23 protein-coding genes are annotated in these 24,319 nt (G+C 71.3%); 10 read left to right on the forward strand and 13 right to left on the reverse strand.

All coding sequences use genetic code 11. The features are described 5' to 3' along the window. Window positions 1-41: 41 nt before the first annotated feature. On the reverse strand, window positions 42-1,190 hold the full coding sequence (locus BM041_RS17495; RefSeq protein WP_092961153.1) for an MFS transporter: 1,149 nt from the start codon (window positions 1,188-1,190) through the stop codon (window positions 42-44). Between the two features lie 13 nt (window positions 1,191-1,203). Further along, window positions 1,204-1,590 (reverse strand): VOC family protein, encoded by a 387-nt coding sequence (locus tag BM041_RS17500; protein ID WP_092961154.1) that lies wholly within the window; start codon window positions 1,588-1,590, stop codon window positions 1,204-1,206. Window positions 1,591-1,678: 88 nt separating this feature from the next. On the opposite strand from BM041_RS17500, the gene BM041_RS17505 reads away from it, so the two are divergent. The 5 genes from BM041_RS17505 to BM041_RS17525 all read left to right on the forward strand — a co-directional run bounded on the left by BM041_RS17505 (window position 1,679) and on the right by BM041_RS17525 (window position 8,406). Continuing rightward, complete coding sequence (locus tag BM041_RS17505) at window positions 1,679-2,305, forward strand: TetR/AcrR family transcriptional regulator (protein ID WP_092961155.1); 627 nt, start codon at window positions 1,679-1,681, stop codon at window positions 2,303-2,305. A gap of 75 nt (window positions 2,306-2,380) precedes the next feature. Beyond that, complete coding sequence (locus BM041_RS17510) at window positions 2,381-3,490, forward strand: efflux RND transporter periplasmic adaptor subunit (protein WP_092961156.1); 1,110 nt, start codon at window positions 2,381-2,383, stop codon at window positions 3,488-3,490. An 11-nt stretch (window positions 3,491-3,501) separates the two neighbouring features. Next, a complete protein-coding gene (locus BM041_RS17515) occupies window positions 3,502-6,585 on the forward strand; it encodes an efflux RND transporter permease subunit (protein WP_092961157.1) in 3,084 nt (1,027 codons plus the stop codon). 40 nt (window positions 6,586-6,625) lie between these two features. Further along, on the forward strand, window positions 6,626-7,714 hold the full coding sequence (locus BM041_RS17520; protein WP_092961158.1) for an FAD-dependent oxidoreductase: 1,089 nt from the start codon (window positions 6,626-6,628) through the stop codon (window positions 7,712-7,714). A 20-nt stretch (window positions 7,715-7,734) separates the two neighbouring features. Further along, window positions 7,735-8,406, forward strand: a complete 672-nt coding sequence (locus BM041_RS17525) for a TVP38/TMEM64 family protein (protein ID WP_245762138.1) — start codon at window positions 7,735-7,737, stop codon at window positions 8,404-8,406. Here the strand turns inward: BM041_RS17525 and BM041_RS17530 are convergent. The 11 genes from BM041_RS17530 to BM041_RS17575 form a co-directional block, all read right to left on the reverse strand. Continuing rightward, entirely contained in the window at window positions 8,403-9,128 is a 726-nt protein-coding gene (locus BM041_RS17530) for an aspartate/glutamate racemase family protein (RefSeq protein WP_092961160.1), read from the reverse strand. The two genes, BM041_RS17525 and BM041_RS17530, sit on opposite strands and share 4 nt — an antisense overlap. Window positions 9,129-9,162: 34 nt before the next feature. Next, on the reverse strand, window positions 9,163-10,032 hold the full coding sequence (locus tag BM041_RS17535) for a polysaccharide deacetylase family protein (RefSeq protein WP_092961161.1): 870 nt from the start codon (window positions 10,030-10,032) through the stop codon (window positions 9,163-9,165). A 2-nt stretch (window positions 10,033-10,034) separates the two neighbouring features. Next, on the reverse strand, window positions 10,035-11,135 hold the full coding sequence (atzD, locus tag BM041_RS17540) for a cyanuric acid amidohydrolase (protein ID WP_092961162.1): 1,101 nt from the start codon (window positions 11,133-11,135) through the stop codon (window positions 10,035-10,037). Next, window positions 11,132-11,905 (reverse strand): ABC transporter ATP-binding protein, encoded by a 774-nt coding sequence (locus tag BM041_RS17545; RefSeq protein WP_092961163.1) that lies wholly within the window; start codon window positions 11,903-11,905, stop codon window positions 11,132-11,134. The genes atzD and BM041_RS17545 overlap by 4 nt, the downstream gene beginning before the upstream one ends. Further along, on the reverse strand, window positions 11,898-12,746 hold the full coding sequence (locus tag BM041_RS17550; protein WP_092961164.1) for an ABC transporter permease: 849 nt from the start codon (window positions 12,744-12,746) through the stop codon (window positions 11,898-11,900). Before BM041_RS17550 ends, BM041_RS17545 begins: the two co-directional genes overlap by 8 nt. A gap of 12 nt (window positions 12,747-12,758) precedes the next feature. Further along, window positions 12,759-13,709, reverse strand: a complete 951-nt coding sequence (locus BM041_RS17555) for an ABC transporter substrate-binding protein (RefSeq protein WP_092961165.1) — start codon at window positions 13,707-13,709, stop codon at window positions 12,759-12,761. 17 nt (window positions 13,710-13,726) lie between these two features. Then, the gene (locus BM041_RS31420) at window positions 13,727-14,116 is read right to left on the reverse strand and encodes an allophanate hydrolase-related protein (RefSeq protein WP_245762139.1); all 390 of its coding nucleotides are present in this window, start codon (window positions 14,114-14,116) and stop codon (window positions 13,727-13,729) included. After that, entirely contained in the window at window positions 14,113-15,441 is a 1,329-nt protein-coding gene (gene atzF / locus BM041_RS17560) for an allophanate hydrolase (protein WP_245762140.1), read from the reverse strand. The genes BM041_RS31420 and atzF overlap by 4 nt, the downstream gene beginning before the upstream one ends. 213 nt (window positions 15,442-15,654) lie before the next feature. Then, on the reverse strand, window positions 15,655-16,344 hold the full coding sequence (locus tag BM041_RS17565; RefSeq protein ID WP_092961166.1) for a GntR family transcriptional regulator: 690 nt from the start codon (window positions 16,342-16,344) through the stop codon (window positions 15,655-15,657). A gap of 41 nt (window positions 16,345-16,385) precedes the next feature. After that, window positions 16,386-17,420, reverse strand: a complete 1,035-nt coding sequence (locus BM041_RS17570) for a transporter substrate-binding domain-containing protein (protein WP_175533999.1) — start codon at window positions 17,418-17,420, stop codon at window positions 16,386-16,388. Between the two features lie 36 nt (window positions 17,421-17,456). Continuing rightward, window positions 17,457-18,314, reverse strand: coding sequence for a DUF4189 domain-containing protein (locus BM041_RS17575; protein WP_175534000.1), 858 nt, complete (start codon window positions 18,312-18,314; stop codon window positions 17,457-17,459). A 233-nt stretch (window positions 18,315-18,547) separates the two neighbouring features. Here BM041_RS17575 and BM041_RS17580 point away from each other — a divergent pair, with 233 nt between their 5' ends. The 5 genes from BM041_RS17580 to BM041_RS17600 all read left to right on the forward strand — a co-directional run. Then, the gene (locus BM041_RS17580) at window positions 18,548-19,660 is read left to right on the forward strand and encodes an S-(hydroxymethyl)glutathione dehydrogenase/class III alcohol dehydrogenase (RefSeq protein WP_092961169.1); all 1,113 of its coding nucleotides are present in this window, start codon (window positions 18,548-18,550) and stop codon (window positions 19,658-19,660) included. Window positions 19,661-19,801: 141 nt separating this feature from the next. Then, window positions 19,802-21,457 carry an NAD(P)/FAD-dependent oxidoreductase gene (locus BM041_RS17585; RefSeq protein ID WP_092961170.1) on the forward strand — a complete coding sequence of 552 codons (1,656 nt, stop codon included), beginning with the start codon at window positions 19,802-19,804 and terminating at the stop codon, window positions 21,455-21,457. Continuing rightward, a complete protein-coding gene (locus BM041_RS17590; RefSeq protein WP_092961171.1) occupies window positions 21,454-22,632 on the forward strand; it encodes a BaiN/RdsA family NAD(P)/FAD-dependent oxidoreductase in 1,179 nt (392 codons plus the stop codon). Before BM041_RS17585 ends, BM041_RS17590 begins: the two co-directional genes overlap by 4 nt. A 65-nt stretch (window positions 22,633-22,697) precedes the next feature. Next, on the forward strand, window positions 22,698-23,897 hold the full coding sequence (locus BM041_RS17595; RefSeq protein ID WP_092961172.1) for an LLM class flavin-dependent oxidoreductase: 1,200 nt from the start codon (window positions 22,698-22,700) through the stop codon (window positions 23,895-23,897). Between the two features lie 188 nt (window positions 23,898-24,085). Continuing rightward, window positions 24,086-24,319 (forward strand): helix-turn-helix domain-containing protein (locus BM041_RS17600; RefSeq protein WP_245762059.1); only part of this gene is annotated, 234 nt, incomplete at its 3' end.

Below are 24,319 nucleotides of genomic sequence, written 5' to 3' on the forward strand. Positions count from 1 at the left end.
TGCGTTGCCCGCGCGCGCGAAAAGGCCCGCGCGGCGTATACTCAGCGTGTCAGCGCACGCCCTGCCAGCGCGGCGAGCAACCCTGCCGCCAGCAGGGGCAATGCCGCCAGCGGCCAGGCGATCGTGGCCAGCGCGCCGATCGCCGGCGGCGCCAACAACTGCGCCAGGTTGTTCCCCTGCATCACCAGCCCGACCGCCGGCGCCACCAGCGCGGGCGCCGGCACCGCGCGCGGCAGGATGGCGAAGCAGGAAGCCGGCACCAGCCCGCCGACTCCGCAGGCCAGCACCGCCAGCGCCGTCGCCGCGATGGCGGAGGGCACAAGGTAGACGCCGGCCGCCGTGACGGACATCGCCACCGCGCCGGCCACCACCAGCCTTTCCGCCGCCACGCCGCGCGCCATCAGCACGCCCGACGCCAGATTGCCCCCCGCATTGGCCAGCGCCGCCACCGCCGCCGCCACGCCCGCCATGCCCGTCCCGGCGCCCAGGCTTTCCAGCCGCGCCGGCAGGAAGGCCGCGATGCCGAGATACATGATGTTGTAGGTGGCGAAGGCGGAGGCGACCTGCAGCGGCCGCCGCGCCGCCACCAGCGCCCGCACCTGCTGCCCCATCGGCTGAAACGCACCGGTCGGTGCCACGGGGGCCCGGGGCACCATCCGCCAGCAGGCGATCCCCGCCAGCGCCAGCAACGCGGCCAGCGCCCCCCAGGCCACCCGCCAGCCGAAGGCCGCGACCAGCGGCGCGCTCGCCAAGCCGAGTGCGACGCCGAGCGGCATATAGGCCCCCCAGATCGCCATGGCCGTCGCCCGGTCCCTCGCCGTGGCGAGCCCCGCGATCAGCCCCGGCGCCGCGACGGTCAGCAGGAGAAAGCCCGCGCCCTCCGCGACGCGCGCGGCCAGCAATGCCGCCGGCCCCGGCGCCAGCGCCGCCGCGCCCGCGGCCATCGTGCCGATGCCAAGCCCCGCCAGCAGCGCCCGGTTCGGCCCGATCCGCGCCGCCGCCAGGCCGATGGCCAGCCCGCCGAGTGCCGCCATCAGCGCGAACAGGGAGACAAGCAGCGCCGCCCCCGCCAGGCCCAGGCCGAATTCCGCGCCGATGGTCGTCATCGCCGCCGGCACCTTGCCGATCTGCGCGGCGCCCAGGATGCCGCCGGCCAGGATCGCCAGGATCGGTGGCCAGCGCGTGGTCATCGCGGGCGGGGGGTCACCCCTTCCGCTCGATCAGTTCCACCTGCACGCCATCCGGCGCGGCGAAGAAGGCGATGCGCACGCCCGGCCGCGCTTCCCGCGGCCCGTCCAGCAGCGCCACGCCCTTGGCGGCCAGGTCGGCCACCGCGGCGTCCATGTCCTGCACCGTCAGGCCGATATGCTCGATGCCGAGGAAGGGCGGCTTGGGCGGCGCATGGGTGCCCGCCGGCACTTCCTCGATGAAGACCGGCACGCCATGCAGGTCCATCACGACCCGCACCCGGCCGCCCGGCGTCATGCGGGCCTTGATCGAAGCGCCGAAGGCCGAGACATAGAAGGCGGCGGCGGCCTCCGGGTCCGGGCTGCGGAGGTGGAGGTGGTCGAAGCTGTAGGGGCTGTTCATGCCCGGCAGTCTCACCCGTTCGGTGGACCCTGAAAAGACGGAAGCGGGAGGCTGGTAATTTTATGACTGATGAATTACGTTATTCGTCATGAATACCATCGACCAACCCACCCGCCGCGGCGCTAGCGCGGAGGAAACCCGCCGCCGCATCGCGGACACGGCCGAGGCGCTGTTCCGGTCCATGGGCTACCAGAAGACCGCGGTGGCCGACATCGCCCGCGAACTCGGCATGTCGCCCGCCAACATCTACCGCTTCTACGCGTCCAAATCCGCGATCAACGAGGCCATCGCCTCGCGTATGATGGGCAGCGTGGAGGCCGAGACCTGGACCATCGCCCGCGGCCCCGGCACGCCGTCCGAGCGTCTGCGCCTGCTGCTGCGGACCATGCACCAGCGCCACATCGCCCTGTTCTTCAGCGAAAGGCGGCTGCATGACATGGTGACGGCCGCCATGGCGGAGCATTGGGACGCGGTGGAACGCTTCATCCACAGCGTCCAGACCGCCATCCGCCACGTGCTGATGGATGGCCTCGCCAGCGGCGAATTCGGCGGCTTCGACGCCGAGAAGACCGCCGAATCCATCAAGCAGGCCACGCTCGCCTTCACCCACCCCGGCCTGATCGCGGAATGCATGGCCAATATCAAGTCGGACACCGAACTCGCCCAGGATCTGGAGGCGATGGTGGACCTCCTCCTCCGCGCCCTCCGCCCCTGACGGATACCGACTGACGATTATTGACTTTCGTCACTCCATATCCATACTGGGACCACCCCGATCGGGAGAGGTCCCATGCCCGCACTGTCCTTGCCCCTGGCCCGCCGTTCAGCCGCCCTGCTGTTCCTTCTCCCGCTCGCGGCCTGCAAGGGGGAGGCCTCCGCCGACGACTCGGCCCCGCCACAGCCCCGCCCCGTCCAGGTCGCCGAAGTCCGTCTTTCCGGCGCGGAGGCCGTCACCGCCCATACCGGCGTGGTCCGCGCGCGCCGGGAAGTGGATGTCGGCTTCCGCACAGGCGGCCGGATCGCGACGCGGCTGGTGGAGGTCGGGCAGCTGGTCGAGGCCGGACAGGTGCTCGCGACGCTCGACCCCGCCGACCTCGCGCTGAGCCTGCGGGCGGCGGAAGCCGACCTCGCCTCGGCGGAGGCGCAGTCCCGCCAGGCGGCCAATGACGCGGCGCGCGGCCGTTCCCTGCTGGCCGCAGGCCATGTCTCCCAGGCCGTGGATGACCAGCGCCAGGCGGCCGCCCGCGCGGCGGCGGAACGCGTGATCTCCGCCCGCGCCCAGCTCGACCTCGCCCGCAACCGCCTGTCCTACACCACGCTCCGCGCCCCCTCCCCGGGCTTCGTCACGGCGCTGCTGGCGGAAGCCGGCCAGGTGGTGCCGGAAGGCCAGGCGGTGCTGCGGTTGGCGGACCCGGCGGAGCGCGAATTGCTGGTGCGCGTGCCCGAATCCGCCCTCCCCGGCCTGGCGCAGTCCCGCGCGGAAGCCCGCTTCTGGGCGCGCCCCGACGTGGCCCTGCCCGCCACCATCCGGGAAATCGCCCCCCAGGCCGATGCGACGCTGCGCACCTACGCCGTCCGCTTCGCGCTGCCGGAGGCGCCGGACTGGGTCGCCCTCGGCATGACGGGCACAGTGCGCCTGGCCGTGGCGCGCGATGCCGCCGCCACCCTGCCCCTCACCGCGCTGCATGACCGCGGCCAGGGGCCCATGGTCTGGCGCGTGCTGGATGCCGGGCGGATCGAGGCCGTGCCCGTCACAATCCGCGCGATGTCCGAAACCACCGTCGAACTCGCAGGCCCGCTGGCGCCGGGCGACAAGGTCGTCGCCATGGGCCCGCAGGTGCTGGACCCCGGCCAGCGGGTCCGCATCGTCCAGTCCCGCCTCGCCGCCACCCTGCGCTGAGGGCCCACGCCATGGACCGCTTCAACCTCTCCGCCTGGGGCGTGCGCAACGGCGCGCTGACCCTCTTCGCCATCCTGCTGCTCGCGCTCGCCGGTGCCGGCGCCTATATGCGCCTCGGCCGGGCGGAGGACCCATCCTTCACCCTCAAGCTGATGATCGTCAGCGCCGCCTGGCCCGGCGCGACGGCGGAGGAGATGCAGGCGCAGGTCGCGGACCGCATCGAGAGCCGGTTGCAGGACCTGCCCCATCTCGACCGCGTGGAGACCTTCACCCGCCCCGGCTCCTCCGTCACCACCGTGATCCTGCGGGATACGACCCCGCCGCGGGAGGTCGCGGGCCTCTGGTACCAGGTGCGCAAGAAGGTCGGCGACATCGCGAACACGCTGCCCGCCGGCGTGCGCGGCCCCTTCTTCAACGATGAATACTCCGACGTCTATTCGGCCGTCCTGGCGCTCACCGGCGCCGACAATGCGGAGATGGTCCGCCAGGCCGAGCAGATCCGCCTCCGCCTGCTGCGCATCCCCGGCGTCGAGAAGGTCGCGATCCAGGGCGAGATCGAGAGCCGCATCCATGTCGAGGCCAGCCATGCGCGCCTCGCCACGCTCGGCATCCAGCCCTCCGCCATCCTCGATGCGCTGGCACGGCAGAACCCCGTGGCCCCGGCCGGCGTGGTGGAGACGGGCAACCTCCGCGTCCATCTCCGCGTCGGCGGCGGGCTCGATGGGCTGGAGGCGATCCGCGCGGTGCCGGTCAGCGCCGGCGACAACCGCACCATCCGCCTCGGCGACATCGCGACCGTCACGCGCGGCCTGGCGGACCCGCCTTCCAGCGCGGTGTTCCATGATGGCGCGCCGGCGGTGCTGATCGCGGTCGCCAAGCAGCGCGGCTTCAACGTGCTGGCGCTGGGCGACAGCCTGCGCATGGAACTCGCCGCCATCCGGCAGGATCTCTCGGCCGGGCTCGACCTGCAGCTGATTTCCAACCAGCCGCAGATCGTGCAGGAAAGCGTGGCGGAGTTCCTGACCAAGTTCGTCGTGGCGCTGGGCGTCGTGCTGCTGGTGTCCTTCCTCTCGCTCGGCTTCCGCGCGGGCATCATCGTGGCGCTGTCCGTGCCCCTCACCCTGGCCGCCGTCTTCATCCTGATGGCCTATTGGGGGACGGAGCTGGAACGCATCTCGCTCGGCGCGCTGATCCTGGCCCTCGGCCTGCTGGTGGATGACGCGATCATCGCGATCGAGGCGATGGTGGTGAAGCTGGAGGAAGGCTGGGACCGCGCGAAGGCCGCCGCCTTCGCCTGGGGCAGCACGGCGGGGCCGATGCTGTCGGGCACGCTGGTGACGATGGCGGGATTCATCCCGGTGGGTTTCGCGGCCTCCACCTCCGGCGAATATGCCGGCGGCATCTTCTGGGTGGTGGGCGGCGCGCTGCTGGCAAGCTGGCTGGTCGCGGTGTGGTTCACCCCCTGGCTCGGCGTGAAGCTGCTGCCGGTGCCGAAGCACCATGTGGCGCATGACCATCAGTATGAAGGCCGCTTCTACACCCTGCTGCGGCGCCTCGTCGGCTGGTGCGTGGACCACCGCCATGTCGTCATGCTCGCCACCGTCGCGATGCTCGGCGCGGGCTTCGTCGGGATGGGCATGACGAAGAAGCAGTTCTTCCCCACCTCCGCCCGGCTGGAACTGCTCGTGGACGTGAACCTCCGCCAGGGCGCGGGGTATGAGGCGACGCGCCAGGCCGTGATGCGCGTGGCCGCGCAGGTGGCGGATGATCCCGATGCGGTGATGCACACCGAATATGTCGGTGCCGGCGCGCCCCGCTTCTTCCTGGCGCTGAACCCCGACCTGCCGAACGAGGCCTTCGGCAAGCTGATCGTCCAGGCGCGCGACGTGCCCGCCCGCGAACGCCTCCGCGACAAGCTGATCGCCTATGTGGACAGCGGCGCGGTGCCGGAAGCGCGGGTGCGTGTCTCCCGCCTCGATTTCGGACCGCCTGTCGGCTTCCCCGTGCAGTTCCGCGTCATGGGAGGCACACCCGTGCAGCTGCGCGAACAGGCGGAGCGCGTGATGGAAACGCTGCGCCAGGTGCCCGGCACGCGGGACGTGCAGCTCGCCTGGGGCGAACGCGCACCCTCCCTCCGCCTGGTGCTGGATGAGGATCGCGTGGTGCAGCTCGGCCTCTCCCCCCAGGCGGTCGCGCAATCCATGCAGTCGCTGCTCTCCGGCGTCACCGCGACGCAGTTGCGCGAGGGCGCGCGCCTCGTCGACGTGGTGCTGCGGGCACCGGCGGCGGAGCGCGGGTCGCTCGACAATCTCGGCGACCTCACCCTCGTCACCGCCGCCGGCCCCGTGCCGCTGTCCCAGGTCGCGCGGCTGGAGCCCGTGATGGAGGAGCCGATCCTCTGGCGCCGCAACCGGGAGGGGTTCCTGACGGTCCGCGCCGACATCGCCCCGGGCCTGCAGGCGCCGGACGTGACGGCGGCCGCGCTGCCCGCCATGGACGCGCTCTCCGCCACCCTGCCCGTCGGCATGCGGATCGAGGCTGGCGGCGCGGCGGAGGAATCGGGCAAGGCGAATGCGAGCCTCTTCGCCCTCTTCCCCTTCATGGTCGGCACGATGCTGCTGATCCTCATGGTGCAGCTGCGGCATTTCGGCCGCGTGGCGCTGGTGGTGGCGACCGCGCCGCTCGGCATCCCTGGCGCCGCCGCGGCGCTGCTGCTGATGGACCAGCCCTTCGGCTTCGTGGCGCTGCTCGGCGTCATCGCGCTGGCGGGCATGGTGATGCGGAACACGCTGATCCTGGTGGACCAGGTGCAGCAGGACCTCGCCGCCGGGATGGATCTGCGCCGCGCCATCATCGAAAGCAGCGTCCACCGCGCGCGGCCGGTGGTGCTGACGGCGCTGGCCGCCGTGCTGGCCTTCGTGCCGCTCACGCTCTCCGTCTTCTGGGGGCCGATGGCGGTGGCGATGATCGGCGGGCTGACGCTGGCCACGCTGGCCACGCTGCTGGTGGTGCCGGCGATGAACGGGCTGTCCCTTCCCCGGCGCCAGGTCACGAAGCCTGCGCCGGTCCCGCCCGGGCTGGTGCCGGCGGAGTAGCAACCCGCTATCATCGCGCCCTGTGACACCACGGGGCGCGATGCAGAGGCACCTGATGCTGGTCGGCGGCGGCCACGCGCATGTGGAGGTGCTGCACCAATTCGCCGCCTCCCCGCTGCCGGGATGGCGCATCACGCTGCTGACGCGGGAGGCGATGTCCCCCTATTCCGGCATGCTCCCCGGCGTCATCGCCGGCCTGTACCGCGAAGACCAGGCGCTGATCGATGTGCGCGCCCTGGCCGCGCGGGCGGGGGCGGAGGCGTTGATCGACCGCGCCACCGGCATCGACCTGGCGGCGAAGCGGGTCCACCGCGCGGGCGGGGAGGCCCGGCCCTTCGACCTGCTGTCGCTGGACACCGGCGCCACGCCCGACACCGCCCGCATCCCCGGCGCCGCCGCCCATGCCCTGCCGCTCAAGCCCATCGACGCGCTGCTGCCGCGCCTGCGCGCCCTGCTGGCAGCCCCCCCTGCCCGCATCGGCGTGGTCGGCGCCGGCGCGGCGGGGGTGGAGGTCGCGCTCGCCCTTCGCGCGCGCCTGCCGGCCGCCACCGTCGTTCTCGTGGCCGGCACCGCCGGCGTGCTGCCGGGCTTCCCCGAGACATTGCGCAGCCGCGTCACCGCCGCGCTGGCCGGGCGCCACGTCGATTGCCACCAGGGCGATGATGTGGCGGAGGTCTTCGCCGAGGGGCTGGGCTTCGCCCGCTCCCCGCCCCTGCCGCTCGATGCCGTTCTCTGGGCCACCGGCGCCGCCGCCCCGGCCTGGCTGGCCGAGACCGGTCTGGCGCGCGACCGCGCCGGATTCCTCCGCGTGGATGACTGCCTGCGCGCCATCGGCCGCGACGATGTCTTCGCCGTGGGGGATTGCGCCAGCTTCGACCCGCTTCCCCTGCCCAAGGCCGGCGTGGTCGCCGTCCGGCAAGGCCCGATCCTGGCCCGCAACCTGCGCGCCGTGGCGGAAGGCCGCGCGCCCGGCCCCTATCGCCCGCAAAAGGACTGGCTGGTGCTGCTCTCGCTCGGCGATGGCCGGGCGCTGGGCACGCGCAACGGCCTCGTCGCCGGCGGCCGCGCCGCCTGGTGGCTGAAGGACCGGATCGACCGCCGCTTCATGGCGAAGTACCAGGGGGCATGATGCGATCGAGGAAACTCTGGATGGGCGTGGCCGTGGTCGCGGCGCTCGTGGCGCTGCGCTTCACCGGCCTCGGCGAGTTGCTGTCGCTGGACACGCTGGCCCGCCACCGCGCCGCGCTGACGGGCTTCGTCGCCGCGAACTGGCTGCTGGCCGCCGGCGGCTTCGTGCTGGCCTATGCGGCCGCGGTCGCGCTTTCCGTCCCCGGCGCGGTGATCCTGACGCTGTCGGGCGGGTTCCTCTTCGGCGCCCTCGCGGGCACGGCGCTGACGGTGGTGGCGGCGACGATCGGCGCCGCGCTGGTCTTCCTGCTGGCGCGGCGGATCGTCGGCGCCGATGCGCTGGATCGCCTCGGCCCCGTCGCGCAGAAGCTGGCGGCGGGGCTGCGGCGGGATGCCGGGCCCTATCTGCTGGTGCTGCGCCTGGTGCCGCTGTTCCCCTTCTTCCTGGTGAACCTCGTGCCCGCCTTCGCGGGGGTTCGCATGCCCGTCTTCGTGGTGACGACGCTGGTCGGAATCCTGCCCGCCACGGCGGTGTTCAGCCTGGCCGGCGCCGGGCTCGGTTCCGTGCTGGATGCCGGCGGCACGCTGGAGATCCGCGGCATCCTGACGCCGCAGATCATCGGCGCGCTCTGCGGCCTGGCGGCGCTGTCGCTGGCCGCCATCCCGCTGAAGCGCCGCTTCGCGAAGGATTAGGACAGCCGCTTCGCCAGCGCGTCCGACAGCCCCACCGTCTCCACCGGCGTGTGCGCCGTGCCCACGCCGATGGGCGCATGGCCCATGGCCGCGAATGCCGCGCGGATGCCCGTCTCCACCGAGCACAGCACCGGCACCGGCACCAGCGGCGCCAACCGCGCCGCGAGGCCCGCCAGCCCCGCGCCGCCCAGCACCACCGCCTCCGCCCCATCCAGCGTCACGCAATCCCGGCAGGTTTTCATCAGCGACGCCACCGCGCCATCGGGATCGCGCGCGATGTCGCCGCCCGTGGGCACGATGCTCCGCACCCCCGAAAGGCGCTCCCCATAGCCGCGCCGCTGGTGAAACTCCTCCAGCATCGGCTTCCACGCCGCGCCGCCGCTGACCACGCCGAAGCGCCGCGCGATCCGGCAGGCTTCCTGCGCGGTGGCATCCGCGAGGCCGAGCACCGGAACCGAGGACAATTCGCGCAGCGCATCCAGCGCCGGGTCGCCATAGCAGGCGATCAGCACCGCATCGGCATCCCCGCCCTGCTGCGCGAAGGCATCGAGCGTCGCGTGTTCGGCCACCGCCGCCGCCGCGCGGCTGGCGATGTAGCGCGCGCCGAAGCGCCCCGTGGCACCGGCCACGGTCATACCAGGCGGCGCCAGGCCCTGCGCGATGGCGACCAGGCGATCGGTGATGGCCTCGGTCGTGTTGGCGTTGATGAGGAGCAGCTTCATGGGGGCATTCCATCCCCCATCCCGCTGCCAAAATCTAGGTCGGGTCCCCGCTGGCGCGGTACCAGTCCATGATCTCCCGGCCCTGCATGAAGCAGACGCCCGGCATGGCCATCAGATCGTCCAGCATCGCCTCCAGCGCGCCGATGCGGTGGGGCACGCCGGTGATGTAGGGGTGGATGGCGAAGCACATCACCTTCGGCCCCTTCTCCGCCAGCAGCCGCGCCGCCGCCAGCCTTGCGCGGCGGGGCAGTTCCTGCTCGTCATGGTGCTGGATCATGGCGATGGGGATGTCGTTCAACTCCACGCTGTAGGGCATGGTCAGCACCTCCCGGGCCGCGGTCTTCAGCCGTGCCGGCAGGTCATCCACCACGAAATCGGCGATGTAGCGGATGCCGGCCTCCGCCAGCAGGTCCGGCGTTTCCAGCGTCTCCGTCAGCCCCGGCCCGAGCCAGCCGACCGGCGGCGCCCCCGTGAATCGCGTGATGGCCTCGACGGTGCGGGCGATCATCGCGCGCTGATCGGGCTCCCGGTGCGTCGGCACCTGCACGAAGCCATGGCCCATGAATTCCCAGCCGGCATCGTGGGCGGCCTGGGCCACGCGAGGATATTCGTTGCAGACATTGCCGTTGATCGACAGCGTCGGGCGGATGCCGCGCCTTGCGAAGGCGTCGAGGAACCGCCAGAAGCCGACGCGCATCCCGTATTCATGCCACGCCCAGTTGGCGACATCCGGCAGCAGCGCGGCCCCGGTCGGCGGGCTCAGCACCTGGCGGGGCATGGGGTTGTCGATCAGCCAATGCTCGACATTCACCACCGGCCAGATCGCGAGTTCCGCCCCGCCCGGCAGCGCGGTCGGCGGGCGGTCCTGGGGTGCCGCGTAGCGCAGGCGTTGTTCGGGACGCATGGTCAGGACTCCACGATCACGGCGACGGGCCCGCCGCCATCGGGGCCCTGATGCTCCGCGCCGCCGGAAATGAACAGGTCGGTCCGCCCCGTCGCCGCCGCGGCCACGCCGCCGACCAGCGCCCGGGCATGCCGCGTGGCGTTGATGTCGCTGTCATCGTTCATGATGTGGCGGTTGCCGCGGATGCGCCCGGTGGAGGAGGGTTCCGCCTTCGCCAGCAGCGCCGCCAGCCGCCCGCGCTGGTCTTCCGTCAACTGCCCCGGCGCCGCCAGCCCCGCCGCCGACAGCGCGCGCTGGATGGCCGGAAAATCGATCCCGTCCTGCATCACATCATGCGCGATGCGCAGCCCACCGGCCCAGGCGGCACTGTTGCCCAGCACGACGATCTCGTTCCGCGTCAATTCGACACCCGCCGAGGCACTCGCCACGCCCGACCACAGGCGAAAATCCTCACCGATCACGGCGTCGGAGAGCGTCTCCGCCGCCACCTCCCCCAGCGCCAGCGCGACGCCGAGCGCGGAGGCCCCGCGCGACAGGCCCATGGAGCGATAGGTGTCATGCGTGGCCACCGTCGCGCCCCGCACCTCGGCTTCCGCGATGCGTTCGCTGGTCAGCAGCGGGCATTTCACCTGGACGTAGTGGACATCGGCGACTGACGAAATTCCCGCATCCGCCATGGCGGCGCGAACCGCGGCCGCGGTCGCCTCCACCTGCGCCATCCGGCCCAGTTCCTCCGGCCGGAATTCCGGCGTGAAGGCGGTGCCGATGGCCAGCGCGCCGGTCGGCGCCGCATCCGTCTCCGTCACGGCAAACAGAATAAAATGCGGCGCGAGCCCACCCTCCGTTCCCCCCGACATCACCATCGCCACGCGTTCCGCCACCACCGCCGGCGTGGTGCCGAGATGCGCCGCCAGCATCGTCGCCAGCGCGGAGACGGCGTAGGCTCTCGTAAAATCGTTGACGCAGCCATTGCCCTCGGTCTTGCCGAGGATCGCGACAATATGGGCGGGGTCCACCGCGCGCGCCGCGAACAGCGCCTCGATCCCCGCCATGTCGGCGGGATGGCGCATCGGGACCCGATGCACCGATGCCAGTCGGGTCATGCCGCCTTCTTCGCGTGATGGCTGTGCAGCCGCGCACCGAGTTCGCGCCGCACCTCGTTGAATTCCGGGGAGGAGACGTCGCGCGGCCGCGGCAATTCGATCCGGTGCTCGCTGGCGATCCGCCCCGGCCCCGGCTCCATCACCACGACCCGGTCGGCGAGGAAGATCGCCTCCTCGATCGAATGGGTCACGAACAGCACCGTCAGCCCCGTGCGCTGCCACAGCTCCAACAATTCGTCCTGCAGCCGCTCCCGCGTCATCGCATCCAGCGCGCCGAAGGGCTCGTCCATCAGCACCACCTCCGCGTCATTCGCCAGCACGCGGGCGATCGCCACGCGCTGCTTCATGCCGCCGGAGAGCTGGTGCGGATGCGCATCCGCGAAGCGCGTGAGGCCGATCAGGTTGACGAAACGCTCGACCGTCTCGGCCACTTCGGATTTCGGCCGTCCCCGTGACTTCGGCCCGAAGCCGATGTTTTCCCGCACCGTCAACCACGGGAACAGGCCGTAATCCTGGAACACCATGCCGCGATCGGGTGCCGGTCCCTGGATGGGCTTGTCCCACATCAGCGCATCGCCGGTCGTCGGCTGCTCGAACCCCGCCACGATGCGCAGCAGCGTGGACTTGCCGCAGCCGGAGGCGCCGATCAGGCAGACGAACTCGCCCTTCTTCACGGTGAGGTTCGCGTCGCGCAGCGCCTCGATGCGCGTATCGCCCAGCGTGTAGGTCTTGCCGACATGCTTGATGTCGAGGATGGGGATCTCAGCCACGATGCATGGGGCTCCAGCGCAGGGCGCGGTTCATCAGCATGACCACGACGCGGTCGCTGACGAAGCCGGCGATGCCGATGACGATCATGCCGCAGATCACAAGCTCCGTGCGGCTCAGCGTGCGCCCATCCATGATGACGGCGCCAAGACCCTGCGGAACGCCCGTCATCTCCCCCACCACGATCACGAACCAGGCCAGGCCGAGGCCTAGCCGCAGCCCCGTGAAGATGGAAGGCAGCGCGGCGGGCAGCACCACGCGAAAGAACTGCGCATTGCCGCGGCAGCCGAGCATGGAGGCCGCTTCGAACAGCCGCGGCTCCACATTCTTCACGCCGAAGATGGTGTTCAGCAGGATGGGGTAGAAGGCGCCGAGGAAGACCAGGAAGAAGGCCGATTTCGGCCCCAGCCCGAACAGGATCATGGATAGCGGCAGCCAGGCCGTGACGGGGATCGGCCGCATCAACTGCAGGAACGGATCGAGCAACTGCCTCACAAGGTCGATCCTGCCGATGAGGAGCCCCAGCGGCACCGCCACCGCGGCCGCCAGCAGGAAGCCGCCATAGACGCGCGACGCGCTGGCCAGCAGGTGCAGATGGAGCGTGGCGGAGAAGGCATCATCCCAGATGCCCCCCACCGCGAAATCCACCATATATTCGGCAACATCGGCGGGTGACGGGATCAACCGCGTCATCCCCGCCTTCACCGCGAGGTGCCAGCCCAGCAGCAGCAGCAGCGGCACCACCAGCGACAGCGCGATGGGGCCGAGGCGTTTCGCCAGGCGCCGCCCCGCGCTGCGCGTGGGCACGGCGGCGGGCGCCGTCGCGATCAATGCCTCGGCCATCGCACCGCTTCCTTACGACGTCGCGACTTCGTTGGAGAAGCGCGGGTTGAGGAAGGTGTTGAAGTTCGGCAGCTGGCGGATCTGCCGCATCTCCAGCATCTGCTGCGCATAGGCGCGCGCCTGGCCCAGCACGGTGTCGTCCAGCTTCCAGATGTATTCGACGTTGTTCGCCGCCAGCGCGTGTTCCACGGCGGCGCGGGGCGCGCCCAGGATGCGGACGGTCGCGTCCGCGACTTCCCGCGGATTCGCCATCATGTATTCGCTGGCGCGGCGATGGATGCCGAGCATGGTGCGCACCAGCGCGGGGTCCTGCGCGATTTGCTGTTCGCTGGTCGCGAAGATCATGTTCAGCCCGCCCATCGCGGTGCCGTAGGGGTATTCCACCAGCTGGCCGACGCCGGAGGAAATCGACAGCCCCGGCCCCGGCTCCGCGCCCACATAGGCGTCGATGTCACCACGGGCCAGCATGGCGTGCATCTCGCCGAAGGGCACGCGGACGCTGGTGATGTCGCGCACCGTCATGCCGGTCTGGCGCAGGCGTTCCAGGATGAAGACCTCCTGCGTCGAACCCGGCCAGATGCCGACGCGACGGCCGCGCAAATCCGCGATGGTGCGGATCGGCGTGCCGGCCTTGGCGACCACGCCCATGCCCTTGTTGCAGAAGGCGCCGACGACGACGACAGGTTCGCCCGCCGCGCCGCCCAGCAGCGCCGCCGCGATGCCGAAGCCGCCGAAATTCACGGAGTTCGTCACGACCGCGTTCTTGCCATCCGTTGGGCTGTCGAAGGTCGTGATCTCGATCCGGAGGTTCGCCGGCGCGAAACGCTCATAGAAATGCGGCGTCATGGAATGGATGAGGCGCAGCGACCCCATCCGGACCGTGCGCTGCGCCTGCGCATTGGCGATGTGGGGCGCGGCGACCAGCGCGGTGGCCCCGGCGAGGATATGGCGGCGACGGATCATTGTTCGGTTCTCCCTGTTCAGGCGGTTGCGAGGCTGGCGATGAAGGCGCGCCATCCCCCGAATTCGGAAATCTCGGTGGCCCCGGCCAGCCCCTCGGGCTCCACCAGGAAGCCCTTGGGCGTGGTGCCATCGGCCAGGCGCAGCGTGCCGATGCAAAGCGGCGCGGGAATGCCGGCCACGAAGCGGCCGAAGCCGGCCTCGGGCAGAGCCCAGACTTCCGTCGCGATGGCGTGGCCCTGGGCCACGCGCAGCAGCCCCGGCCGCTTCGGCGGCCCGCCGGCCAGCGCGAAAAGCCGGTAGCAGGGCTCGGTCAGCACGGCGCGGCGCAGTTCCGCACCCTCCCGCACCAGTTCCGGGTTCAGCACCATGCCGGACAGATGCGCGCCGACGACAGCGATCTCGATCATGCCGCGAAGCCCTCCATCAAGGCGCTGCCGGTGGCGGCCAGCGCGGCGTCGCTGGCCCGCGGCCCGATCAGCGTGACGCCGAAGGGCAGGCCGTCCGGCCGCAGCGGCGCCGGCACGGCGAGTGCCGCCAGATCCAGCAGGTTCACGAAATTGGTGTAGGTGCCGAGCCGCGCATTGGGCCCGATCGGGTCCGCCTCCAGTTCCGCCAGCGTCGGGAAATTCGGCGCGGTCGGCACCAGCAGCGCGTCGATCCCCGCCCAGGCCGGCAGGGTCGCCAGGCGAAGTTCCGCCAGGCGGTGCAGGCCGCGGAAGGCGTCCGTCGCGGTGAAGCGCGCCGCGCCGGCGATGATCCGCCGCGTCACGGGGTGCATCGCCTCGGGCGGCACCAGCGCGCCGAAGGCGGCGTCCCGCTCCGCCACGAAGGCGCCCTCATACAGAAGGCGGGCCACTTCGAGGAAGGGCGTGAGGTCGCGCTCCACCAGCGTCACCCCGGCGGGCAGCCGGGCCAGCGCCGCATCCCAGGCCGCGCGCTGCGCCGACCCATCAAGGTGCAGATCCGCCGCGCGCGGAATGCCGAGGCGGGTCAGCGCCGCGCCCGGCGTGCCGAGCTCGATCGGCCGCGACCAGGGATCGCGGTCATCCGCCCCCGCCATCACGGCATAGCAGGCCCAGGCATCATCGACGCTGCGCGCGAAGACGGAAATGCAGTCGAGGCTCGGGCAGGCCGGCACCACGCCGCGGGACGGGATCGCGCCCACGCTCGGCTTCAGCCCCACCAGCCCGTTCAGCGCCGCCGGCACGCGGCCGGAACCGGCGGTGTCCGTCCCCAGCGACAGCAGCGCCAGCCCCTGCGCGACCGCGACGGCGGAGCCGCTGGAGGACCCGCCCGGCACACGGTCCGGCGCGCAGGCATTGCGCGGGATGGGATGCGGTGTGCGCACGCCGACCAGCCCCGTCGCGAACTGGTCCAGATTCGTCTTGCCCGTGATGATCGCCCCCGCCGCCACCAGCCGCGCCACCGCCGGCGCCGATTCCGCGGGGCTGTAGGCATGGGCCGGGCAGGCCGCCGTGGTCGGCATGCCCGCGACATCGATATTGTCCTTCACCGCCACCGGCACGCCCCAGAGCGGGTAGCGCGCGGGATCGAAGGGCGGCAGGGCGGCCAGGGCGGCGGCGATCGCCGCCGTTGAGGGCCGGGACAGGTAGATGCCGGGGTCGCCCAGCGCGGCGTGCCGCGCCTCCAGCCCCGCCATGACGGCGGCGGGCGCCAGGCCACCGGCATAGGCGGCGTGCAGGGCTGCGATGCTGGCGGGCAGCGCGGTCATCGGGGGGAAGGAAGGACGAGGGTCATCGAGCCCCCATCAGCAAACCGCGTGCCGCGCGGCCTTTCCCTTGCCGATCAAGGCGATGGCGGCGCCGGCACCGGCCACCGTGTATGCAACGCGCGGCGAAGAGGCCCATTGCGCCTGAAAAACGGGCAGATCAGGTGACCGGACCCATCACCCCGTGCATGCAAGCCCAGCCCGCCCGCCTATTCGTCAGGCAGCATCCGGCCGCCGCGACCCCGCCATCGCGATCCAGGTCCGCTCCGTCACGCCGATATGCGCCCGCAGCGCCGCCGCCGCCCCGGCCGCATCCCCCCGCTGGATCGCGGTCACGATCGCCACATGCTCCTCATGCGACTTCCGCATCCGGTCCGGCGCCTCCAGCTGCGCCGCCCGGAACGGCGCCAGGCGCCGGCGCGTCGCGGTGGCGATCTCCGTCAGGTAGCCGTTATGGGCGCCGGCATAGATCAGGTGATGGAAGGCGACATTGGCGGCGCGATAGGCCGAGACATCGCCCGCCCGCACCATCCCCGCCATGGACGCGATCTGCCGCTCCAGCCCGCGGCGCTCATGCGGGGTCATCGCCATGGCGCAATGGGCGGCGGCCATCGCCTCCAGCTCCGCCATCACCACGAACATCTCCGCCAGCTGCGCGGCATCCGGCACCGCCACCACGCAGCCCCGCCGCGGCACCGCCTGCACCAGCCCCGTGGGCGCCAACTGCCGCAGCGCCTCCCGCACCGGGGTGCGGCTGACGGAGAACTGGGCCGCCAGCGATGCCTCATCCAGCGCCGCGCCGGGCTTCAGGCGCCCGGCGACGATGTCATCCGCCAGTTGCGCGGCGATCGCCTCCGCCCGGGTCGGGCGGGGCTTCGGGCTTTCGGGGGGCGGGGCGGCGGCCATGGCGCTATCTGGCGCGACGGCCCCGGCCCCGTCCAGCCGGATCAGCGGAAGGGATAGGGGTAGAGCAGCCCGCCACGGCGCCACAGATCCGATAGCCCGCGATCCAGCCCGATGGCGGACCCCTCGCCCAGGTTGCGGTCGAAGATCTCGCCGTAATTGCCGACCTGGCGGATCGCCTCCAGCGCCCAGGTATCCGCCAGCCCCAGCGCCTGGCCCAGCCCGGGATCGAGGCCGAGCAGGAAGCGCGTTTCCGTGTTGTCGGACTGGATCGCGGTGTCGAGGTTGCCGCTCGTCACTTCCAGCTCCTCCGCCGCCACCAGCGCGTGCAGCGTCCAGGTGACGATCTGGCGCCAGCGATTGTCGTTGCCCGGCACGAAGGGGGTCAGCGGTTCCCGGCTCAGCCGTTCCGGCAGCACCACGGCGCTGGCGGGGTTCGGCAGGTCGGTGGCGCGCAGCGTGGCCAGTGCGGCCGCATCGGCGGAGACCGCATCGCAATCGCCCGCGCGGAAGGCCGCGATCAGCGCCGGCCCGCCCTGCGCCACCGGCACGGGGGTTATGGCGATGCCGGCCCGCGTGGCGGCGTTGTGCAGGATCGCCAGGCTGCCATCCACGGCCGGGGCGGCGACGCAGATGCGCTTGCCTTCCAGCTGCCGGAAGGCCGCGATATCCGCATCGGCGCGCACCATCACGCCCTGCCCGTCATGCAGCAGCACGCCGACGGGCACCAGGTTCCGCCCGGCATCGCGCAGCGCCGTCGCGGTCAGGTTGCTCGACAGGATGTCGACCGCGCCCGTCTCCACCGATTCGAGGCTCGCGGCCAGGCTCGGCGCCGTCACGAAGCGGACCTTGCCGGCATCCCCCAGCGCGGCGGCGGCCACGGCGCGGCAGAAATCCGCATCCAGCCCACGCATCACGCCCTGGGCATCGGGGGCGGAGAAGCCGGGCAGCAGCCCGAAGACGCCGCAGCGGACCTCGCCGCGCTGCCGCACGCCATCGAGGATCGGGGTCTGGGCCTGGCTTGGCGCGGTGATGCCGATGCCGGCCAGCGCGAGGAATCCGAGAAGGGCGCGGCGCATGGCGTGGCTCCGGAAAAGGGGGACGGGGCGCATGGGTCAGCAGCCCGAGATGGCGATGCGGCAGCTGATGCTGGAACTGGCGGCTTCCGCCAGGCGGCAGGTGTTCAGCGCCTGCGCTTCCGCCTGTTCGCGCGTCTGGCCGACGCCGCTGGCCAGGCGACGGACCTGCACCGGCGGCGTCGTCAGCGCCTGCACCAGCGCGCCGCAGGCATTGGGGAAATCGAGGGCCACGCGGCACTGGTTGCGTCCCGCCACGGCTTCGCAGGCGCGGATCGCGTCCATGTTCGCCGCCAGCCGGTCCGTCTTGCCGGAGGAGAAGCCGAAGGCGGTGGAGGGCGGTTCCGCCGTGTAGATGAAGCCGAAGCGCCCGCGCACCGCCGCGGCCGTGGCGCCGACCGGCGCCGAGGCCTGGATGGTGCTGCCGCTGGCGCAGCGCGCCAGGCAGGCATTCTGCAGGCTCTGCGGCTGGCTGTCGCAGGCGGTGCGGCAGGACGCCGGGGGCGCGGCGGCCGCCGCCGCCAGCCCGGGCGCGTTGTTGGCCAGGCCGCGGAAGCAGGGCCCGGCCGCCGGGCCGGCACCCTGGCCGCAGGCATTCAGCGTGGGCGTCGCCCAGCGTTCCGCGGGGATGGCGATGCGCCAGGGGCCGCCATCCCGGCAGGACAGGTCCCAATAGGCGGTGCGCCGCGGGTCGAGTCCCGCCTGGAACAGCACCGTCACCTCCGCGCAGGCGTAGCGGTTCTGCGTCAGCAGGCTGCGGAAGGCCTCCCTCCGCCCGGCCTCGTTGCGGGCCAGCAGCGCGTCATTGGTGGGGTTGCCGGTCTGCGCCCGGGCCTCCGGCACGCCGACCGCCAGCAGGACGCCGAGCGCCAGCATCGCCGTTCGAATGAGCCCCATGGCTCCCACCCCCAGACCGTTCCGCCAGCATCCTAATGGGCGCGCCCGGCCCGGCAAGGTGCCCATCGCGGAGCGTTCCACGATGCGGGACGCGGAGCGTCCCAAGATGCCGACGCAGAGCGTCCCAGGATGCCGACACGGAGCGTCCCAAGGCGCTTTACGCGGCGCGCCCCGCGCTTTAGGCCAGGGACGGGTCGGATGACTGGCCCGCGGATGGACGGAGCAGCACTGCGATGAAGACGCGCGCGGCGGTGGCCTTTGCGGCCGGCAAACCCCTGCAGGTGATGGATGTCGAGATCGGCGGCCCAAGGGCCGGTGAGGTGCTGGTGGAGGTGAAGGCCACCGGCCTGTGCCACACCGACCTCTACACCCTCTCGGGCGCGGATCCCGAGGGGCTGTTCCCCGCCATCCTGGGCCATGAGGGTGCCGGCATCGTGCGGGAGGTCGGCGCGGGCGTCACCAGCGTGAAGCCGGGCGACCATGTGATCCCGCTCTACACGCCGGAATGCCGGCAGTGCAAAACCTGCCTCAGCCAGCGCAGCAACCTCTGCACCGCCATCCGCGGCACGCAGGGCAAGGGCGTGATGCCGGACGGCAGCAGCCGCTTCAGCTGCGACGGCGCCCCCGTGATGCACTACATGGGCTGCAGCACCTTCGCCAACTTCACGATCCTGCCCGAGATCGCGCTCGCGAAAGTCCGCGAAGACGCGCCATTCGAGAAGATCTGCTACATCGGCTGCGGCGTGACGACGGGCATCGGCGCCGTCATCAACACCGCCAAGGTCTGGGCCGGCGCCAATGTCGCGGTCTTCGGGCTCGGTGGCATCGGCCTCAACGTGATCCAGGGCGCCCGCATGGTGGGGGCCGACAAGATCATCGGCGTGGACCTGAACCCGGCGCGGCAGGAAATGGCCCGCAAATTCGGCATGACGGACTTCATCAATCCGAACGAGGTCGGCCACGACAAGGTCGTGCAGGCGATCGTGGATCTGACCGGCGGCGGCGCCGATTTCAGCTTCGAATGCATCGGCAACACGAAGGTCATGCGCCAGGCGCTGGAATGCACCCATCGCGGCTGGGGCGAGAGCATCATCATCGGCGTGGCCGGCGCGGGTCAGGAAATCTCCACCCGCCCCTTCCAGCTGGTCACGGGCCGTTCCTGGCGCGGCACGGCCTTCGGCGGCGCCCGCGGCCGCACCGACGTGCCGAAGATCGTGGACTGGTACATGCAGGGCAAGATCGACATCGACAGCCTGATCACCCATGTCATGCCGCTCGATGACATCAACCATGGCTTCGAGTTGATGGAGAAGGGCGAGTCAATCCGTTCCGTGGTCGTCTACTGACGGCAGCGCCCGCCCCGCCACCGCGGGGCGGGCCCAAGGGGGCGGGCGCCCCCCCGTGACAGTGGCGCCGGGAGGCCCGGATCGGCTAAAGCCCACCTCGCCCCGCCGGCAGGACGAGGGGCGACGAAAGCCCGTGAGACCATGCTGCGCCTGACCGAGTTGAAACTCCCGCTGGACCACGCCGAGGGCGCGATCGAGGCGGCGCTGCGCGACAGGCTCGGCCTGAAGCCCGGCGACCTGCGCGCCGTCTCCGTCGCCCGCCGCGCCTGGGACGCCCGCCGGCGCTCCGCCATCGAACTCGTCTATTCCGTGGATTTCGAGGTCGCGGACGAAGCCGCCCTGCTGCGCCGCTTCGCCAGCCACCCGGTCTATGGCCGCACCCTGACGCCCACGCCCGATACCAGCTACCGCCCGGTGGCCCGCGCGCCCGCCACCCTGCCGAAGCGCCCCGTCGTCATCGGCACCGGCCCCTGCGGCATCTTCGCGGCCCTGATCCTGGCGGAGATGGGTTTCCGGCCGATCATCCTCGACCGCGGCAAGGTGGTGCGCGAACGCACCAAGGATACCTGGGGCCTCTGGCGCCGCGGCGTCCTGGAGCCGGAAAGCAATGTCCAGTTCGGGGAGGGCGGCGCCGGCACCTTCTCCGACGGCAAGCTCTGGTCCGGCATCAAGGACCCGCAGCATCTCGGCCGGAAGGTCCTGACCGAATTCGTCGCCGCCGGCGCACCAGAAGAGATCCTCTTCGTCGCGAAGCCCCATATCGGCACCTTCCGCCTGGTGACGATGGTGGAGAGCATGCGCGCGAAGATCGAGGCGCTGGGCGGCGAATACCGCTTCGGCACCAAGGTCGTCGACTTCATCGTGGAAACCGGCCGCGACGGCCAGCGCCGCATGCGCGGCGTGGTGACGGAAGCCGGCGAGACGATCGAGACCGACCACGTCGTCCTCGCCATCGGCCACTCCGCCCGCGACACATTTTCTCGAATTCACGCCGCAGGGATTTTCGTCGAGGCCAAGCCGTTTTCCATCGGCGTGCGGATCGAGCACCCGCAATCCATCATCGACCGCGCGCGCTTCGGCACCTTCGCAGGCAACCCCATCCTGGGTGCCGCCGATTACAAGCTGGTGCATCACTGCGCCGCCCTCGCGCTCAAGGGCCGCAGCGTCTATTCCTTCTGCATGTGCCCCGGCGGCACCGTCGTCGCCGCCGCCAGCGAACCCGGCCGCCTGGTGACCAACGGCATGAGCCAGTATTCCCGCGCGGAGCGGAACGCCAATGCCGGCATCGTCGTCGGCATCACGCCGGAAGTGGACTACCCCGGCCATCCCCTCGCCGGCATCGACTACCAGCGGCATTGGGAGGAACGCGCCTTCGTCGCCGGCGGTGGCACCTATGCCGCGCCCGGCCAGCGCGTCGGCGATTTCCTCGCGGGCCGCGCTTCCACCTCGCTGGGCGACGTGGTGCCGAGCTACAAGCCGGGCGTCACGCCGACCGACCTGTCCCTCTGCCTGCCCGATTTCGTGGTAGCGGCCATTCGCGAAGCCCTTCCCGCCTTCGGGCGCACCATCAAGGGATTCGACCTGGCCGATGCGGTGATGACGGGGGTGGAAACGCGCACCTCCTCCCCCATCCGCATCCGCCGGGATGCCACGATGCGCAGCATCAACACCCTCGGCCTCTATCCCGCCGGCGAAGGCGCGGGCTATGCGGGCGGCATCTTCTCGGCCGGCGTGGACGGCATCCGCGTGGCGGAAGCCGTGGGCCGGGACATGGCAGGATTGGCGGCAGCAGCTTGAAGAACAATTTCGATGTGGTGGTGCTGGGCGCCGGTGCCGCGGGCCTCTTCGCCGCCATGCGCGCGGGCCAGCGCGGGCGCCGCGTGCTGCTGCTGGACCATGCGGAGGAGCCGGGGAAGAAGATCCTCATCTCCGGCGGCGGCCGCTGCAACTTCACCAACCGGGACTGCCTGCCGGACCGCTTCCTGTCGCAGAACCGGCACTTCGCGCGCTCGGCCCTCGCCCGCTACACCCAGCACGATTTTCTCGAGTTGGTGCAGAAGCACCGGATCGCGTGGCACGAAAAGACTCTCGGGCAATTGTTCTGCGACGGCTCCGCCCGCCAGATCGTCGCCATGCTGGTCGCGGAATGTGAGGCCGCCTCGGTCGACCTCCGCTGCCACACCCGCATCACCGGCGTGACGAAGGACACCCATTTCCGCATCGCCACCACCGCCGGCGCCTTCACGGCGGAAAGCCTGGTGCTCGCCACCGGCAGCCTCTCCATCCCCAAGATGGGCGCCACCGGCTTCGCCCATGACCTGGCCATGCAGTTCGGCCTGCCGCTGACGGAAATCCGCCCGGCCCTGGTGCCCCTGACCTTCGGCGACACCATGCTGGAATTGATGCGCCCCCTCTCCGGCCTCGCCCTCGAAAGCGTCGCCAAGGCCGGCAAGGCGGCGTTCAGGGAGGCGTTGCTCTTCACCCATCGCGGCCTCTCCGGCCCCGCCATCCTCCAGGCATCCTCCTACTGGCGGGAGGGCGAGATGCTGACGCTCGATCTGGTCCCGGACCGGGACGCCACCGCCGTGCTGCTGGCCGGCAAGCGCGCCCGCCCGAAGGCGGAAGCCAAGACCATCCTGGGCGATCTCCTCCCCGCCCGCCTCGCCGCCGCCATGGCCGCGCAACACCTGCCGCCCCGCACCATCGGGGAGATCGGCGATGGCGATTTGCGGAAACTCGGCGCGATGCTGAAGGCCTGGGCGCTGAAGCCCAGCGGGACGGAAGGCTACGCCAAGGCCGAGGTCACGCTCGGCGGCGTGGATACCGAAGCCCTGTCCTCCCAGACCATGGTGGCCAAGGAAGTCCCCGGCCTGTTCTTCATCGGCGAAGCGGTGGACGTCACGGGCTGGCTCGGCGGCTACAACTTCCAATGGGCCTGGTCGTCCGGCTGGGCGGCGGGTGAGGCCGCGTGAGCCGCTTGGCATAGCCTCCGAACCGCCCCAAGCTTCCCCCAACACGCATTCGGGGAACGCCTCCAATGGCCAAGCGCGGCATGCAGTTCGGGATCTTCCTCGCCCCCTTCCACCGCCTGGGGGACAACCCCACCCTCGCCATCTCCCGCGACATCGAATTGCTCGAATGGCTCGACCGCCTCGGCTTCGACGAGGCCTGGATCGGCGAACACCACTCCGCGGGGTGGGAGACCATCGCCTCCCCCGAACTCATCATCGCCGCCGCCGCCGAACGCACGAAGACCATCCGCCTGGGCTCCGGCGTCACCTCCCTGCCCTACCACCACCCCTTCCTCGTCGCGCAGCGCTTCGTGCAACTGGACCACATGACCAGGGGCCGGGCGATGCTGGGCTGTGGGCCAGGTGCGCTGGTCTCCGACGCCTACATGCTGGGCATCGATGCCACCACCCAGCGCCGGCGGATGGATGAGGCGCTGGAAGCCATCATGGCCCTGCTGGCCTGCGACGGCCCCGTGACGCGCAAGACCGACTGGTTCGAGATGCAGGAGGCGCGCCTCCACCTCCGCCCCTACTCCGACCCGCATTTCCCCATCGCGGTGGCCAGCACCCTGACCCCCGCCGGCCCCGCCACCGCGGGCAAGCACGGCGTGGGCATCCTCTCCCTCGGCGCCGGGATGCCCGGCGGTCCCGCCGCCCTGCCCGGCCAGTGGAAGATCGCGGAGGAAGCGGCGGCGGCGGCCGGCAAGACCATCAGCCGCCGCGACTGGCGCCTGGTGATGAACGTCCATGTGGCGGAGACCGATGAACAGGCGCTGGCCGATGTGCGCGTCGGCGAACGCCTGGAAACCGCCACCTATTTCGAGGATGCGCTGGGCCGCCCGCCCGGAAGGTCGCAGGACCCGCTGACGGACGGCGTGAAGGCCGGCACGACCCTGGTCGGCTCCCCCGAAACCGTGGCGCGCGGCATCGAGAAACTGGTCGAGGCCAGCGATGGCGGCTTCGGCGGCTTCATGTTCCGCGCCAATGACTGGGCGAACCGGGAACAGACCTGGCGGAGCTACGAACTCTTCGCCCGCTGGGTCATGCCGCGCTTCCAGCAATCGCTGGACACCGTCCGCGGCTCCTACGAATGGGCGGTCGCCAACCGCAAGACGATCTTCAGCCCGAATGTGGAGGCGCTGCGGAAGGCCTTCACCGACCATGGCAGCGCGGTGCCGGAAAGCTTCGATGCGCGGGCTTCCGGCGCGCGGGACCTCAAGGGCTGAAAAGGCTGGCGTGACGGCGGTGTTCGGTCTATGTTCTTCGCCGCCACCACCCCTCTTGCGCCCGGAACCGCCCGCAAGGGGGCGTGAAAACGGTGCTAATACCAGCGCCCTGAATGGCTGACTCGATGGTGATGTTGGTGCGCTGTCGATGTGTGATTCGCTGCGCCTGAGGGCGGAAGGGGCGGATCATGGCGGTGTCGGTAGACCGGAAGGACCATACGGCGTCGGAGTTGCGACGCCTGGCGGCGGGAAGCCGTGACGCCTCGGCGGCGCGCCGCATGCTGGCCCTGGCACTGGTGCTGGAGGGCGTGCCGCGAGCGGTTGCGGCAGAGACCTGCGGGATGGATCGGCAGACGCTGCGGGACTGGGTTCATCGCTACAATGCCGAAGGCGTTTCCGGTCTGTCGAACCGTAAGGAGGGC

It is taken from the genome of Falsiroseomonas stagni DSM 19981, from assembly GCF_900114315.1.
GTDB lineage: Bacteria > Pseudomonadota > Alphaproteobacteria > Acetobacterales > Acetobacteraceae > Falsiroseomonas > Falsiroseomonas stagni.